A 15,148-nucleotide genomic window follows, 5' to 3' on the forward strand; every position below is an offset into this window, starting at 1 on the left:
AGTAACTGTAACCTGGAGGTAACAAAGTAACATATGGAGTGCAAAAAAGTAGACAGCAATCAGAAGACGAAGATGAGAGCGGTGCAGGATTCAATGGATGTTTTAAACGGGAAATGGAAAATCGCTATCATCTCGTCCATCTGTTTTTATAATAAGAGAAGGTTCTCCGATATCTTAAATGATGTGGAAGGCATTTCTAATAAAATGTTGAGTAAAGAGCTGAAAGAACTTGAGTTGAACAAACTCGTCAAACGGACGGTATTGGATACGCAACCGATAACCGTACAGTACGAATTGACGAAACATGGGCTGTCATTAAAGACCATTATCAATGAGTTGACAGATTGGGGCATCAGACACAGGAAAGTTATTATCGGTAAGTAAAACACTTTTTTAAAAGACCGCAACATTCGGATTTTCTGCCGCAGATTTCCGCCCTACATTCGCTGCCATGAATCTACTTTCTCAAAACTGGCAGGCAATTACTAAAGAGTTACACGACAACGGGTTTGTCATCGTAAAAAACGTATTGGATAACCACGAATGCGATACATTCATTGCTGCCTACAATACCAGCAACCACTATCGGAAGACGATCAACATGGAACGTTATCGTTTTGGAAAGGGAGAGTACAAATACTTTCAATACCCCTTACCCGGCGTCATCAACACGTTGAGAGAAACTGTCTATGCGGAAATAGCCCCGGTCGCCAATCAATGGATGCATGAGCTACACATCGATAAACAGTTTCCATCCACACATGGTGAAATGATCAACCTTTGCAGGGCTCACGGGCAGGAGAGGCCAACTGTTCTCATCCTGAAATACGAAGCAGGAGGCTTTAATACCCTGCATCAGGACCTGTACGGAGAAATTTATTTCCCTATGCAAATGGTTTTTATGCTTGACGAAGAATACACGGGTGGTGAATTTGTGATAACAGAACAAATTCCCCGCGCGCAATCTAAAGCGAATGTATTAAAACCCCGACGTGGGGATATGATTATTTTTACCACCAACTTCCGTCCTGCAAAAGGAAGCAAAGGTTATTACCGGGTGAATGTGAAACACGGGGTAAGTACGGTGCATAGTGGTAACCGGCATAGTCTGGGCATCATTTTTCACGATGGTTTATAGACGTCATTAAAAGATGTCACGCCATTCCGCGAGATCTTAATTTATAGAGAAAATCAGGCCTGCCCTTATTATTAAAAAAAGATCGGGTGTTCATTTCCGGTCGCTCCAATGTACGCATATGAACAGATAATAATTACTGAATCGGCCATAGTACTACCTTCCCTTATATGGCAGTCTTTTTGCGCCGCCATCACATTATTATTACATTTGACTATGCTTAGAAACTACCTTAAAATTGCCTGGAGGAATCTTCTGCGAAAGAAAATTTATTCAACAATCAATATAATAGGTCTGGCTGTAGGTATCACCTGCTGTATTATGATAGCCATGTATGTATCAGACGAACTGTCTTACGACAGGTATAATGTACATTACAATGAAATTTACCGGGTATTACATGCTTACAGAAATCCCAAAGAGGTAGATGTCTCCAGGCCTCCTGCACCGGAAGAATACCAGGTATGGGGAAATGCTCCGGTAGCGCCCGCCTTGCAGGAATACTTTCCGGAGATAAAAAAGATAACCCGCTTTACCAGCTCAGGCTCCGTGTTGCTGGATAACCATGGCATCCGCTTCCAGGAAAAAGGAGTTGTATTTGCCGACTCATCGACCTTCGACATCTTTAGCTGGAAAATGCTTTCCGGCAATCCCCATACTGCACTTGCTGCGCCTAATAGTGTTGTGATCACCCAAAGTATTGCTAAGAAATATTTTGGCAATAAAGATCCTTTAGGTCAGTATTTACTGGCTGATCATACAGAATCATTGCTGATTACTGGTGTGATGGAGGACTTGCCTTCCAATACGCACCTCAATTTCAATGTATTGATCTCCATGAGTTCATTTGTTAAATGGCGTCCGGAAATATTTCCTGCCTGGGGATATATTGACTTTTATACCTATTTTCTCTTACCGGAACATACTGATATTCACCACCTGGAAGCCCGTATTCCCAACTTCATAGACAAATATGTGCCGAACGACAATAAAGGTGGTTACACAATCGCATTTGAACCTTTAAAATCTGCTTACCTCTATTCGGTGGCGCAACGCCAGCCCGGTGTTACCGGTAATTTGTCTGACATTTATATTTTTTCTATTGTTGGCGTGTTCATATTGCTGATTGCCTGTATCAATTTCGTCAATCTTTCAACGGCCCGTTCTATGGAGCGTGCCAGGGAAGTAGGCGTAAGAAAGGCAGTGGGTGCTTATCAACAGGGATTAATCTACCAGTTCCTCACCGAAGCGATAATAATTGCCCTGATCGCAGTGATAATTGGCGTGTTGCTTACAATGCTGCTGCTACCATTTATGCGCGAAATTTCCGGTAAACATTTTACTTATTCCATATTGTTGTCTCCACCATTGTTACCGGTACTTGTTCTGCTGCCATTTATACTTGGTATATTGGCAGGTATCTACCCGGCATGGGTGTTGTCTGGTTTCAAACCTGTAGATGTATTGAAGGGTCAGTTCCGCTCTACCGGCAAAGGAATCTTCTTAAGAAGGCTACTTGTCATCGTACAATTCAGCCTCTCTATTGGGCTGATAGCAGGAACTATTATTGTCTACTCCCAGTTGCAACATCTCCGGCAACATTCATTGGGATACCGGCAAGACCAGATGCTGGTCATTGATTATGGTGGGGACTACAATATAAACATGTCAGTCGAATCCATCAAAGCATCATTGGCCCGGAATAGTGCAGTTACAGGTATATCTGCCTCCAGGGCTGTACCGGGAGATTTCTTCCCGAATGCCACTACGTTTATCGAATCACAAAGCGGTGATATGAAGATGGAGACACCAGCGCTATATGAAATCGATTTTGATTTTATTCCAACCTATGAAATGAAAATGGTCGCCGGTAGGGCTTATTCCAAAGCATTTCCTGTAGATACCACCCAGGCCTTGATAATAAACGAAGCTGCTGCCAGGCAATTTGGTTATGCTGATCCCAATAAAATTATCGGAAAACGCTTTGATCTTTGGGGAAACAAAGGCGTAGTCGTAGGCGTAGTAAAAGATTTCAATTACATCTCCTTACATAAAAAAGTGGAGCCGTTGGTGATGAGAATGGCGCCGGTGAGTAGTCTGAACAAACTTTCGCTCAGGATTAAAACTGCAGATATGACCCAAACGATTCATCAACTGGAACAGACCTGGAAGACACTGGTACCAGGCCGCCCGTTTCTTTATTCTTTCCTGGATGAATCGTTTAACGAACAATACAAACAGGATGGTCGTTTTGGAGAACTCTTTGCTGCTTTTGCTATACTTACCATTTTTATTGCCTGCCTGGGACTATTGGGCCTTGCAACTTTTTCAACAGAACAAAGGGTGAAAGAGATTGGTATCCGCAAAACATTGGGCGCTTCTGCTTTCAGCATTGTTATCCTGCTATCGTCTGACTTAGTCAAACTCGTGGGAATTGCTATCTTAATAGCAACTCCGGCAGTATGGTGGGCAATGCAGCAGTGGTTGGCCGGGTATGCTTATCGCGTATCCATTCAATGGTGGATGGTATTACCTGCCGGGTTATTGGCTGTTGTAGCGGCATTGCTCACAGTAAGTGTATTGTCGTTCCGTGCAGCCTTGATGAACCCGGTGAAAGCCCTGAGAGCAGAGTAATTATAGTAGGTAGTCAGGTTATTTGGAAAGGTCTTCAGGTTATTTATCTGAAGGCCTTTTTTGAATTTGCTGTTTATTGGATGATGGAGGAGTCAAAACAAATTTATGAAAGAGGTAGCTGTTTTTTAAAAAGAACAGGTCTTCTACAGCCCTTCAGAATTTTAAAAGTCCTCAACCTTTATGACTCATGTTGACTGTAGTGAACAACCAGCCTCGAGCCACTATTGCGAAATAGTTAAGAATTGTATCGCAAAAAATGGTTTTTTCTTAAAAGTACTGTATAATTGATCTCCAATATATTGCTTCGAACCATTTGGGTCAAAACTCTACCTAAGAAATGTATAAAGATAATTTAAATAGCCAGGGGGAAAACAAGCCGAATGCTGAGATACGCAAGGACTTTTATAAAAGAATTTTTTACATTGGATTATGCATCATCCCAATTGTATTATTCATTGACAGGAAAGGATCATTTAGATTTTTGCTATTACCATTCCTGGTAATTGGAATGTATCAACTGATAGTAATTGTTGTATCTTCAAGAGATATTACAGACGACTTTTTTCCTCTCAAAGCATCTTCAGAAAAGACAATCAGGTTACTTGATAAGGTTATTCCTGGTATTACTACGATACTTTTCTTTGTTGGTTTAATTTTCCTGATATTTGAAATAGAAATTTTTGACAATACAATATATGGTACCAGACTTTTTTGGATGGGAGGTTCGGTCGGAATTGTTTTGGCGATTATTTTGACAATACTTCTTAAATTATTGCGGCCAGGTATTTACGATGAAAGTGGTAGCAGATATACGGTATATTATGGACTCTTTATCGGACTATTTCTCACAACATCAGCTTTGACGGGCTTTATTAATCATCACTTTGCTATCCCTACCACTTTTTGTAAGAAGTATGTTATAGCGAGGAAAAGTATAAGTACAGGTCGGCACACTGAATACTTTTTATTCATCAAATTCAACAATAACCGTAAAGAAAGATTTTCAGTTGATAAGACACGATATGATCTTTTTGAAGAAGGTGGAGAAATAGAACTTTGTATGTTGAAAGGGAAATTCGGTTTTGACTATGTGAAAGACTTTAAGAAGCCAGAAAAGCCAGCTTTGTCAGACAGCAACCGGTTAATGGAAATTGGAAAAATGCTCACCCAGCTTGATACTTTAACCCCTGTATCCCGGTTTATACCCCATGTAGTCAGAGTGGGCAATGGTCTCTTCCAAAAAATGACAGACATACATAACCATGCCACCTCCTATGATTTCCAGATAACACGAGGTGATCTCGATTATCCTTACGGTGACAATAAAGCCGACTATGTACTAACTATCATCTCTGATTATCACGATGTAGCTGTAAGATTAAGGCATAATGAATCCTTGGACAAGTTTGACATACTAGGTTATATGACGCTATGCAACAAGTAATCGTCCATCAGTAATGCCTGCAATACCCCTATAAGCTAACCCTTCATCATGCGAATTACAACCTTCTACCCACTATCATAAAAACTTATTTTCAGTTACATCATTCAATTGCAACATCCGCTTCTTAATAATATTATCAAAACGAAATTCTTCCAATCCCTCGTCAATATCACTAAAATAAAACCATTAACACACCCTTTCTTGTGAAAAATCCAAATTATTTCAATCTTGGGCAGGAAATCATGAACTAAGAAATTCCGGTTATCTAAATTGAACCCGCTAAAATTCCAAACATTCATTACAAAAATCTAAAATGATTAAATTCAACAGATTAAAAGGTCTCAGTGTACTAGCATGTTTTTTTACCACTTTACAACTGCAGGCGCAGAACAGGTTGGCCCCTGCATATCCACTCATCACGCACAACACCAACTTTAGCATCTGGTCTGATACGGATGAGTTAACCAACTCAACCACCATGCATTGGACAGGCGCCGATCATTCCCTGCTGGGACTGATGAGTGTAGATGGTAAGGTCTATCGTTTTCTGGGTAAAGAGGCAACCAGGTATACCACCATATTAGCTGCGGCTGATGAATCTCCTTACAATGTAAGTTATACAGAAACAAAGCCCGATGCCAGCTGGGCGACTCCAAATTTCAAAACGACCACCTGGCAATCCGGTCAGGCACCATTCGGAGATGAGAAGAATGTCAAAACCCTCTGGAAGTCTGACAACATCTGGATAAGAAGAAATTTTACTATTAAGAATACCGCCAGCATCAACGACCTCTTGCTCAAGTTGCATCATGATGACAACGTCGAAGTATTTTTGAACGGTAACAAGATCTATGAAACAACTGGTTGGACAAACAATTTCAAGTACCTGCCCGTCGATAAAAGTCTGCTGAAAGCCGGCGAAAATACAATCGCCATTCATCTCGCTAATACTGCCGGTGGCCGTTACCTCGACTTTGGTTTGGTAGACAAACGGAAAGATGCGACTGCCGAAGATGGGATTGCAAAGCAAACAAAAGTAGACATTACTGCCACTCAGACAACCTACTCGTTCACAGCTGGCGGTATCGACCTGCAACTTGCATTCACGTCTCCACTTTTGCTCAATGACCTGACGCTGCTATCCCGTCCGGTATCCTACGTGACGTATACTGTTCGTGCAAATGATGGAAAACAACATACTGTCAAAGTGCTCCTGGGAGCTTCTTCTGATATTGCAGTTTACCAGCCATCTCAACCCGTTACTGCACAACATTATGATAAAGGCAACCTCACCGTATTAAAGGTGGGCACCGTAGAACAACCCGTATTACAGAAGGGTGCTGATGACATGCGTATAGATTGGGGATATTTTTACGTAGCGGCCCCCAGGAACACGGGTGCTATCCAATACATTACAAAAGGAGCTGATGCAGCAGATGCATTTAAAAAAGGGATAACCGCATCATCTGTTTCCAAAGGAAAGTCATTATCATTGAATACAGTTATCCCATTTGGCACTGTCGGCACAAATAAGGTGGAACGTTTCGTTGAACTTGGATACGACGAAATTTACGCGATCCAGTACTTCAACAATAACTTAAGACCCTGGTGGAATAGTGACGGTAAAGCATCTATAGATGGCGAATTGACCAGTGCTGCTAATGACTATAAAACTGTCATACAAAGGTGTAATGACCTGGATAACGAAATATATACGACGGCTTTGAAATCAGGGAGTGAGGAGTATGCACGCCTTTGCGTATTAGCTTATCGTCAAAGCATCGCTGCACATACCCTGGTTAAGAGTCCGGAAGGTGAGATCTTATGGCTGTCAAAAGAAAATAACAGTGGAGGTTTCATTAACACGGTTGATGTAACGTATCCTTCAGCGCCGTTGTATCTGCTGTACAATCCTGTGTTATTACAAGGTATGTTAAACGGTATCTTCTATTTCAGTGAAAGTGGTAAATATCCTCATCCATGGGCTGCACATGACCTGGGAACATATCCGAAAGCAAACGGGCAGACTTACGGCGAACCAATGCCTGTAGAGGAATCAGGAAATATGATCATTTTATGTGCTGCAATCACCAAAGCGCAGGGGAATACGGATTATGCTAAAAAGCATTGGCAAACGCTGACTACCTGGGTAGATTATCTCACCAAAGAAGGTCTTGATCCTGCCACACAATTATGCACAGATGACTTTGCCGGACACCTGGCCCGTAATGCTAATTTATCTGTGAAAGCAATTGTGGCAATTGGCTGTTATGCACAAATGGCGGAACAATCAGGTGACCATGAAACAGCGAAAAAGTATCGTGCTATCGCTGAAAGCATGGTGCCAAAATGGATGGAATTGGCGGAAGCAGGCGATCATTATGCACTGACATTCGACAATAAAAATACCTGGAGCCAGAAATATAACCTTGTCTGGGATAAGGTCTTAGACCTGCATCTGTTCCCGCAAAAGGTATATGATACAGAAACGAAATACTATCTCACGAAGATCAATAAATTCGGTATACCACTGGATAGCCGTAAATCCTACACTAAGAACGACTGGATTGTGTGGACAGCATCTTTTGCGCCGCAAAAGGAACAGTTTGATGCGTTGATCAAACCGCTTTACATCCATGCAGTAGAGACACCCTCCCGTGTTCCGCTTAATGATTTCTACGATTCAGAAACCGGTATTCGTGAGAACTTTAAGGCAAGAAGTGTTGTAGGCGGCTTCTATATGAAAGTATTAGCTGACAAATTGCATACTAATTAATTAATTTAACTAGAAGGCCTCTGAGGTGTCTCAAAAGTAATCTGAAGGAACCAGCATTCGTTTGTACGAAACTATGTTCCGCCGGGAACCCGGGTAGCATTTACTTTTGAGACGCCTCATTTATTTTACGGGTCTATTGAATGAATAACAATCCTCCCTGGCTGGTATGAGACGGTACAGTGGTTGCCTGGAAATGGCTGTTCGTAATGCGCATCGGTTGTACAATCTTTACCAGTTCCCTTATCCCGGGCATACGGGACGCATAAAAAAATGAACTACATTCGTATACAATATGAAAATAGGAAAGAAGTTTAACACCCTGACCCTACAGCAGTATATTTTCTATATTGATAATCACAAGAAATACACAGATTTCAATACCCTTGGATTATATCGTTCCATTATAGAGAATGAGAAGCTGTTGCCTGACGATAAAATAACCGTTCGGGACTACGCGCATCGATTCTTCAGGAAGTCATTTGATTTTCTCCAGCTAAAAGATCCTTATACGTTCATCGAAGTGGCATATCTGGGACAGGAAATGACCAAAGCGGATAGAGAACGAATTTGGGATGAGATCCGTGGGTACCAGCAAAAGGTGTTAACCGCAAAAAGAATTAAGCACAGGAACTTTGGTGTGTATTCAAAGCATGATTGTGGTTATGATACCTGTCGTTTTAATGGAATGATGATCCGGCAGGGTTCCTTTATCGCGGAAAGTGACATGTACTTTAAAGGCGATAAACGGGGCGTTGCTGCGAAGGTCAGATCTAATGCTTATAGAGCAGATAGAAAGAGGGCACAGCAGATGATCAAAAAAGAGCTCGAAGATGAATGAGCATGCATATTTACAGCCAATCCACTATCGCTGTTGATTATATGCATCAACAGGTCGGGCAGTGTAAAATATGCATGCTCATAGACACGGTGGCAACCTATCCACCCGGTATTACGATAATATTCAATGCTGTTTATAGGGAACAGCGGCGTAAAGCAAATCCCGACATGTGGAAATTAACGACCTGTTGCCTTTAGTGTAATGATGTCCCTTTTAGTTCGCCCCCTCCGGAGATGATATCCCTCAGTTCCGGATGTTCTTTCTTCTCCCGGCTTAGTACCTTGTAGGTGATCATTACACTCAGCAGCATACATACGGCGCCGATCAGGAAGTGGATACCCGGGAAATAGAACGGGGCTTTATCTGTAGTAAAATATGTGAATGTACTGTTCATTACCAACGGACCAATAATGGTAGTAAGGCTCATCAGACTTGTCAGTGCTCCCTGCAGTTCCCCCTGCTGATTAGATGGTACATGTCCTGAAATAACAGATTGGAGAGACGGACCACAGATGCCCCCCAGACAATAGGGAATGAGAAATGCGAACATCATCCAGCCTTCGGTAGCAAAAGCAAAGAGTATCAATCCTACTGCGTATAAGGAGAGTCCCAGGTAGATACTTCTTTCATTGCCAATCTTAGGATTGATAACGCGGGTAAGTCCGGCCTGCACGCCACCCACAAGCACACCTACTACCGCCAGGGAGATACCCACCATCTTCTCGCTCCAGTTAAACCGGTAAATTGTAAAGAAGTTCCAGTTACCTTGTACCGACTGGGCACCAAGATAAATAAGAAAGAAGCTGATAGCCAGGCCGCCGATCTCAGGGTGATTGGTCAGGAACCTGAGGGCACCGAATGGATTCGCGCGTTTAGCATCAAAAGGCCGGCGATTCTCCTTGCTGAGCGATTCAGGCAGCAGGAAGTAACCATAGAGGCAGTTCAACAGGCAAAGTGCAGCCGCTGCATAAAACGGTGCTCTGATTCCCCATGTAGCCAGGAATGCGCCTAATGCCGGGCCAAGCACAAAGCCAAGTCCGAAGGCAGCACCAATCATACCGAAGTTCTTGGCCCTGGTTGTCTCGTCCGGACTCACATCTGCGATATATGCAGTTGCAGTAGTAAAACTGGCACCTGTAAGACCGGCAATGACACGGCCTACGAACAGCCAGCCATAGCTTGGTGCTACCGCCAGGATGATGTAGTCTATCCCAAAGCCTAACAGGGAGAGCAATAGTACAGGTCTGCGGCCATACTTGTCACTGAGGTTACCTACCACCGGGGCAAACAGGAACTGTGTTATTGCAAAAACTGATAGTAACAGTGCACCATAAGTACTGGCCTGGTTAACCGGTATATGTTTTAGCTGTGCAATCAGGTCTGCCATGACGGGGATGATGAGGCCCCATCCCATAATATCTATCAATAATGTAATAAAGATGAAGCCAATGGCCGACTTAGTAGTTGTTTGCATAACATTTAATTGGTACACAATATTATGCTTAAAGATTCAAAAAACAGGGCGGTAATCTGGCCAGTTTAAAGGGGTGATTGCGTCAATCTTCGGACTTTAGCGGAGTCGAGTCAGGGCGGTGGCATTTAACACAGATAGTGAAACACTCTCTTTCGGCCTGGAGGTGTTTTGAATCCAATAGGGCATCGGAACAAATTTCCAATCCGTTTAAGAAGATTTATGTGAAATTGCAGGAAGTCGATGAAGCATTGCCGGAGAAGATACTGAAACTGGTTAAATTTGAATATTCTTTTAGAAGCTAAAACAAGATAAGTTAAAAGAAAGATGGAACAACCAACTATTTTCGATGAATCGTTCGGAGATTCATTACCTGTACGTAGAAGAGCATTGTTATCAATAATCCTGAAAATTTATATATGGGTGGGGTTAATCTTTTATAGCCTTGTACTGATGGCCACATTGGTGAAAGGCACCTCACTGCTGATAAAATACCCTTCCACATTGGAGAATACACAGTGGGTGATGCAGACGATTGTTTCTGTGTTGTCATCCTGTATTATTATTTTAATGACCGCATCATTATGGTTTGAGCAGAAATGGGCGATTCGGTGCAACTGGATCTGTGGAGGGGTGTACGGTTTATTGCTTTTTATAGCGTTGTTTACGGGGAGAATGGGGTATGCTGCTGTTATTGTCGCTTTGTGTAGTATTCCATTTTGGTGTTTGCTATATAAGATACAGGACCAGTGGGAGAATGAGGCAGTGAGCGGAAGGGAGTGATACCTGACAGCATAGGGTCGATTTTTACGAATCATTACCCTGCTGACTATTGTATATCTCAATGCCCAACAGGTAAAGAATTACTCTGTATTCACTTTGGAGGATGAAAAATTTAATACATGATAGGGAACCTGGAATTGTTATATGCAGTTTTTCCTGACTGGAAAGCGAATGAAATCAGTTTAATTAAATCATTGAACTGGTCTGGTGATGTGCTAACTATGGTAGGGCTTTGCAGAGAAAGAGGAAAGGAAATTTCTTTACCTGATCTCAGTGGATGCTTTTATGAAGTTTCAATAAATTTTCAGGGTGTAAGCAATCTTCAATTAAATTTTAAAGGTGATGGATTACATCAGGTGACAGGTTTTAACATTATTGATGTTTCAGGGAACAATTGGGAACATATAAATTTTCAAATTGAAGATTATTAAAATGGAACGATAGGTTTAATTGCAGACAGATCAACATAATTGGTATATCGAATAATATTTATGTTGGTTTTGATTGAAATGAGGGGATAAAAGCATAATGGATAACCCACGAATTGATCATGCATTATTAGAACAAGTAATTCAGCATAGAGTTACCGTTATTCAACCGCCGCCTTGAGCTGAGATGAAAAAAACAAGCGGGTGTACCAGATTTCTGATACACCCGCTTGTTTTTCAGTACCTGATGGAGTCAGTTAGTTATATAAGCATTGCTCAGGATGTTCGTTTATTTTTGATACACTCTCCTGCAATCAGTACTTTACCCCCTTCTCACTCACAACAGCTACCACCAATGAAGAGATCGCATCATCAGGTACCTTTTGTATTCACCTGCGCCAGTGTATAGTTACCTACAGGCAGGCTGACAGCAGTTCTGCTGTAATTGCAATCTACATAAGCGATCACCGGTTCGTACTACTGAACGGCAAAGTGGTAAACTCCCAGTTTCCCGGACTCACTTTAAACTGTACAGCTACATTATTCTCCTGAAAGAACGTAACACCACTCACCCCACCTAAGAATGTACCATTTTTCCATATAGTAATACCTCCTACCTTAATCTCAGAAATAAGACTGGGCAATACATCTTTTGGAATACTTACAATCGCAGTGGTGCCCGGAGGAGAGGTGAGGCTTTGTGTAAAGCCATTGTTTCCAAGCGAGAAACTGGCGATAATATTGCCTTTCACACCAGGTACTACGCCAGCAAATTGTGTAACGCCTCCCGGCTGTGGAGCAAATGTAAATTCAGCATAAGCAGGTTGTGTAGGGCGGATACCCAGAAGGTAGGCACTCATTACATATAAGGGACCGGCAGACCACGCATGATTATTACTGGAATATCCTGCATTGCTGTTACTTTCTGTAAAGTCTTCCCACAGGGTAGATGACCAGCTGTTGATCATCGGTGTAAAACGATTCTTCATGCGTGTAACAGCAGCAGTGGGATCCAGCTTAAACAGGTTTTCTTCAACATACATTTCCTGGTAGGGCCCTGCATCATTTCTGCTTTTCAGCACACTCAGTGCACCGGCTTTCTGCTGATCATCGGCCAGTCCGGTAGATAAAGCCCAGGCATTACTTCTGTCATCAATCAGCCGGGATGATACATTGCTGGACATATAGGCATGTGATGTACTATTCCAGAAATAATTATTAAAGTTGCTCTTCACCTTCGTCTGCAGTCCCTGATAATAAGTCGCATCGGTAGTTTGACCCAACAGATTGGCGGTATTGATAGCGGTTTCCAGCACAGAGATATAAAGAGCGTTGAACACTGTATTGGCACTGCCTACAGGTACGGGATCAATGTTAGTGCCCCAGTCAATCCAGTTCCATGCATCATTTTGCAACAGCAGCATACCGTCAGCATTAGAACTGGCTACACAAAACTGGATGTATTTTTTTAATTGCGGATAGATTTCCTGTAACAGATCTCTGTCTCCACTATACATGTAGTACTTCCAGATCATGGCAACTGCGGCCAGGTTCTGATCAGGTAAATGAAAGGATGTACCTGGTGCTGTAGTGTAGAGGGAACCATTTCCTTTCTGTGTATTCATCAATTCGCGGAACGCTTTGCGTGTCAGTTTATTTACACTGGTATCGTACAGGTAGAATGAGTAGAGGATTTGTTCAGATACATCTCCCCACCATTGCCCGCGTTCACGGTCAGGACAGTCATAGTACTGGTCGCGCATACATACTTTGGACGTGTTTTTAGCCTTTGTCCACAAAGTGTTCAACAACGTATCAGAAGAATTAAACTGACCGGTTATATCTACATTATAGCTGGACGCTCTGTATTTCAGACCCAATATATTTACAGGCGCTGTTACGTTTGAAAACTCGTAGGTAACAGTATGATTGCTTGAGTTCTGCCATGCAAAACATTCAAATTCCTGGTCACCTGCTTTGGTAATATATTCCTGCCAGTAATGCCTGTTGACAGTGATTTTTATTTTCACACCTGCAGGTGCATTTACGTGCAAATAGGGACGTAACTGTATATTGGTACCAACAGTGCCGGTGATAGTCGTATTAGCTGTAATAGTAGCTGGAATTGAATTCTCATAATTGCTTAATTCACCTTCCCGCCAGAATGGAATACCGCGGGGTACAAGTGAATTCCAGGGTGCAACAGGAGGGATACCTTTCTTTACGGCTGTGCCCCATGAAGCATCGTTAAAACCTGCACTTGTCCAGCCGGTAGGTTCATATTGGGCATTGTAGGAAACAGGGAATGCGATCCATTTGTAATCCTGTCCGTTCAGCTTTAATTGAGTGGTAGCTCCAAAAGATGGGTGTACACTGTACTTCCATGTATCATCTGACACGACTACAGAACCCGCATCAAATAATAAACCGCCATTGCCGACAGCTCGTTCTGAATAACCATTCTGCCCACCTTTATACCATACCAGTATGGCAATGGTATTCTCACCGGTCTGCAGATAGGGGGCTATATCTACTTCATCATAGTAGGTATTCACAAGATCAGGACGAATAGAGAGTCCACCATCTTTTACTACCAGCTGATTATTTATATACAGCCAGTACTTATTTTCGGCGGCAATTTTAGTGGGTACTGAAGCGGGTTTGGCTGCAAGGTTTAGTTTTTTTCGGAAAGCTATCCATGTGTTTGCCGGGCCGGCATTGGGAGACCAAATCCAGTTGGCCGTTCCCTGTGAAGGAAGAATCCTGCTGACAATAAAAGAGGTGACCTGGTCATTCCATTCAGTACCAATCCATGTAGAAGATGCAGTAGTACTAAAGCTTTTTCCTGTAAAGTTATCATCTGCAAAAAAGGTAATCTGATACCCTGCAGGAATGGAAAAGGAGGAGAGGCCATCATCAGGGAACCCGGCTGCATTCATATCTGCCAGCCTGTAATTTCCAACGGGGAATGAGATAGCGGTGCCGCCATAATTGATGTCACTGTAAAGTACCACCTGGGCATGGGTGGCTAAGGTACTCACCAGCAATAACAACAGCATTATTTTTTGCTTCATAGGTTGTTGATTTTGAGAATCTATTTTGAAAACGTGAACTATCGGTTACATGATTTCATAACGGAAAATGAATTAAGCCTTGAAAAATAAAAATAGAATCCCGGTTAACTGTCCTAAGCTGTCTATGATTTTAGCGTGCAGGCATCGCAACACGAATATTTAAGGATAAACTTTTTAAGCACCATGCCATTCATTAAAGGAAGTGAAAGTCCCATACTACTGCTGGCAGCAAACGTTTTTGGCGGGCTCGTTTCTAAGTCCGTGGATGTACCCCAACTGCCATACTATTGCCGATATTATTTTTAACTGCAGGGTTGGCAACCAGGTAAATTACCTCAAAGAAGTGATTGTAAAATATAATATAAGGGTGGTATTTTACTTTTCGAACACAAAAAAGCCTTCAGATCTTTCGATTTGAAGGCTTAAATGCATGTGTGCGATGATGGAAGAAGTTTGAACCAGTTCACAGGATGATTATCCTGAAAACAGGCATTCCCTGGTAAAGATCTTCCGGAAAGGATAACCTTTTTTGCAAGGACTGGTTGTCTTCATTTGAAGAATTTAG

The 15,148-nt window shown here is 42.2% G+C and carries 10 protein-coding genes; 8 read left to right on the forward strand and 2 right to left on the reverse strand.

Going from position 1 to position 15,148, the window contains the following annotated elements:
- Positions 1-33 precede the first annotated feature (33 nt).
- The 6 genes from ABDW33_RS03495 to ABDW33_RS03520 all read left to right on the forward strand — a co-directional run bounded on the left by ABDW33_RS03495 (position 34) and on the right by ABDW33_RS03520 (position 8,827).
- Positions 34-384: a helix-turn-helix domain-containing protein gene (locus ABDW33_RS03495; RefSeq protein ID WP_343688678.1), complete on the forward strand. Its 351-nt coding sequence runs from the start codon at positions 34-36 to the stop codon at positions 382-384.
- 67 nt (positions 385-451) lie between these two features.
- The gene (locus ABDW33_RS03500) at positions 452-1,138 is read left to right on the forward strand and encodes a 2OG-Fe(II) oxygenase (RefSeq protein ID WP_343688679.1); all 687 of its coding nucleotides are present in this window, start codon (positions 452-454) and stop codon (positions 1,136-1,138) included.
- Positions 1,139-1,351: 213 nt separating this feature from the next.
- Positions 1,352-3,769 (forward strand): ABC transporter permease, encoded by a 2,418-nt coding sequence (locus ABDW33_RS03505; protein WP_343688680.1) that lies wholly within the window; start codon positions 1,352-1,354, stop codon positions 3,767-3,769.
- A gap of 337 nt (positions 3,770-4,106) precedes the next feature.
- Positions 4,107-5,213, forward strand: coding sequence for a hypothetical protein (locus ABDW33_RS03510; RefSeq protein ID WP_343688681.1), 1,107 nt, complete (start codon positions 4,107-4,109; stop codon positions 5,211-5,213).
- Positions 5,214-5,526: 313 nt separating this feature from the next.
- A complete protein-coding gene (locus ABDW33_RS03515; protein WP_343688682.1) occupies positions 5,527-7,989 on the forward strand; it encodes a DUF4965 domain-containing protein in 2,463 nt (820 codons plus the stop codon).
- Between the two features lie 292 nt (positions 7,990-8,281).
- Positions 8,282-8,827 (forward strand): hypothetical protein, encoded by a 546-nt coding sequence (locus tag ABDW33_RS03520; RefSeq protein WP_343688683.1) that lies wholly within the window; start codon positions 8,282-8,284, stop codon positions 8,825-8,827.
- 193 nt (positions 8,828-9,020) lie between these two features.
- Here ABDW33_RS03520 and ABDW33_RS03525 read toward each other — a convergent pair whose 3' ends face one another.
- A complete protein-coding gene (locus ABDW33_RS03525) occupies positions 9,021-10,301 on the reverse strand; it encodes a TCR/Tet family MFS transporter (protein ID WP_343688684.1) in 1,281 nt (426 codons plus the stop codon).
- Positions 10,302-10,625: 324 nt separating this feature from the next.
- On the opposite strand from ABDW33_RS03525, the gene ABDW33_RS03530 reads away from it, so the two are divergent.
- Together ABDW33_RS03530 and ABDW33_RS03535 are read left to right on the forward strand one after the other, a co-directional pair.
- Positions 10,626-11,081, forward strand: a complete 456-nt coding sequence (locus ABDW33_RS03530; protein WP_343688685.1) for a hypothetical protein — start codon at positions 10,626-10,628, stop codon at positions 11,079-11,081.
- Positions 11,082-11,200: 119 nt separating this feature from the next.
- Positions 11,201-11,512, forward strand: coding sequence for a hypothetical protein (locus tag ABDW33_RS03535; protein WP_343688686.1), 312 nt, complete (start codon positions 11,201-11,203; stop codon positions 11,510-11,512).
- A 461-nt stretch (positions 11,513-11,973) separates the two neighbouring features.
- Here ABDW33_RS03535 and ABDW33_RS03540 read toward each other — a convergent pair whose 3' ends face one another.
- Positions 11,974-14,583, reverse strand: coding sequence for an alpha-L-rhamnosidase C-terminal domain-containing protein (locus ABDW33_RS03540; protein ID WP_343688687.1), 2,610 nt, complete (start codon positions 14,581-14,583; stop codon positions 11,974-11,976).
- Between the last annotated feature and the right edge of the window lie 565 nt (positions 14,584-15,148).

Origin of the sequence: Chitinophaga sp. (assembly GCF_039596155.1) — a bacterium.
GTDB lineage: Bacteria > Bacteroidota > Bacteroidia > Chitinophagales > Chitinophagaceae > Chitinophaga.

What these genes read in the sequence shown, in the direction of transcription:
- ABDW33_RS03495 (WP_343688678.1), top strand. Translation starts at nt 34, where the DNA reads ATGGAGTGCAAAAAAGTAGACAGCAATCAGAAGACGAAGATGAGAGCG.
- ABDW33_RS03500 (WP_343688679.1), top strand. Translation starts at nt 452, where the DNA reads ATGAATCTACTTTCTCAAAACTGGCAGGCAATTACTAAAGAGTTACAC.
- ABDW33_RS03505 (WP_343688680.1), top strand. Translation starts at nt 1,352, where the DNA reads ATGCTTAGAAACTACCTTAAAATTGCCTGGAGGAATCTTCTGCGAAAG.
- ABDW33_RS03510 (WP_343688681.1), top strand. Translation starts at nt 4,107, where the DNA reads ATGTATAAAGATAATTTAAATAGCCAGGGGGAAAACAAGCCGAATGCT.
- ABDW33_RS03515 (WP_343688682.1), top strand. Translation starts at nt 5,527, where the DNA reads ATGATTAAATTCAACAGATTAAAAGGTCTCAGTGTACTAGCATGTTTT.
- ABDW33_RS03520 (WP_343688683.1), top strand. Translation starts at nt 8,282, where the DNA reads ATGAAAATAGGAAAGAAGTTTAACACCCTGACCCTACAGCAGTATATT.
- ABDW33_RS03525 (WP_343688684.1), bottom strand. Translation starts at nt 10,301, where the DNA reads ATGCAAACAACTACTAAGTCGGCCATTGGCTTCATCTTTATTACATTA.
- ABDW33_RS03530 (WP_343688685.1), top strand. Translation starts at nt 10,626, where the DNA reads ATGGAACAACCAACTATTTTCGATGAATCGTTCGGAGATTCATTACCT.
- ABDW33_RS03535 (WP_343688686.1), top strand. Translation starts at nt 11,201, where the DNA reads ATGATAGGGAACCTGGAATTGTTATATGCAGTTTTTCCTGACTGGAAA.
- ABDW33_RS03540 (WP_343688687.1), bottom strand. Translation starts at nt 14,583, where the DNA reads ATGAAGCAAAAAATAATGCTGTTGTTATTGCTGGTGAGTACCTTAGCC.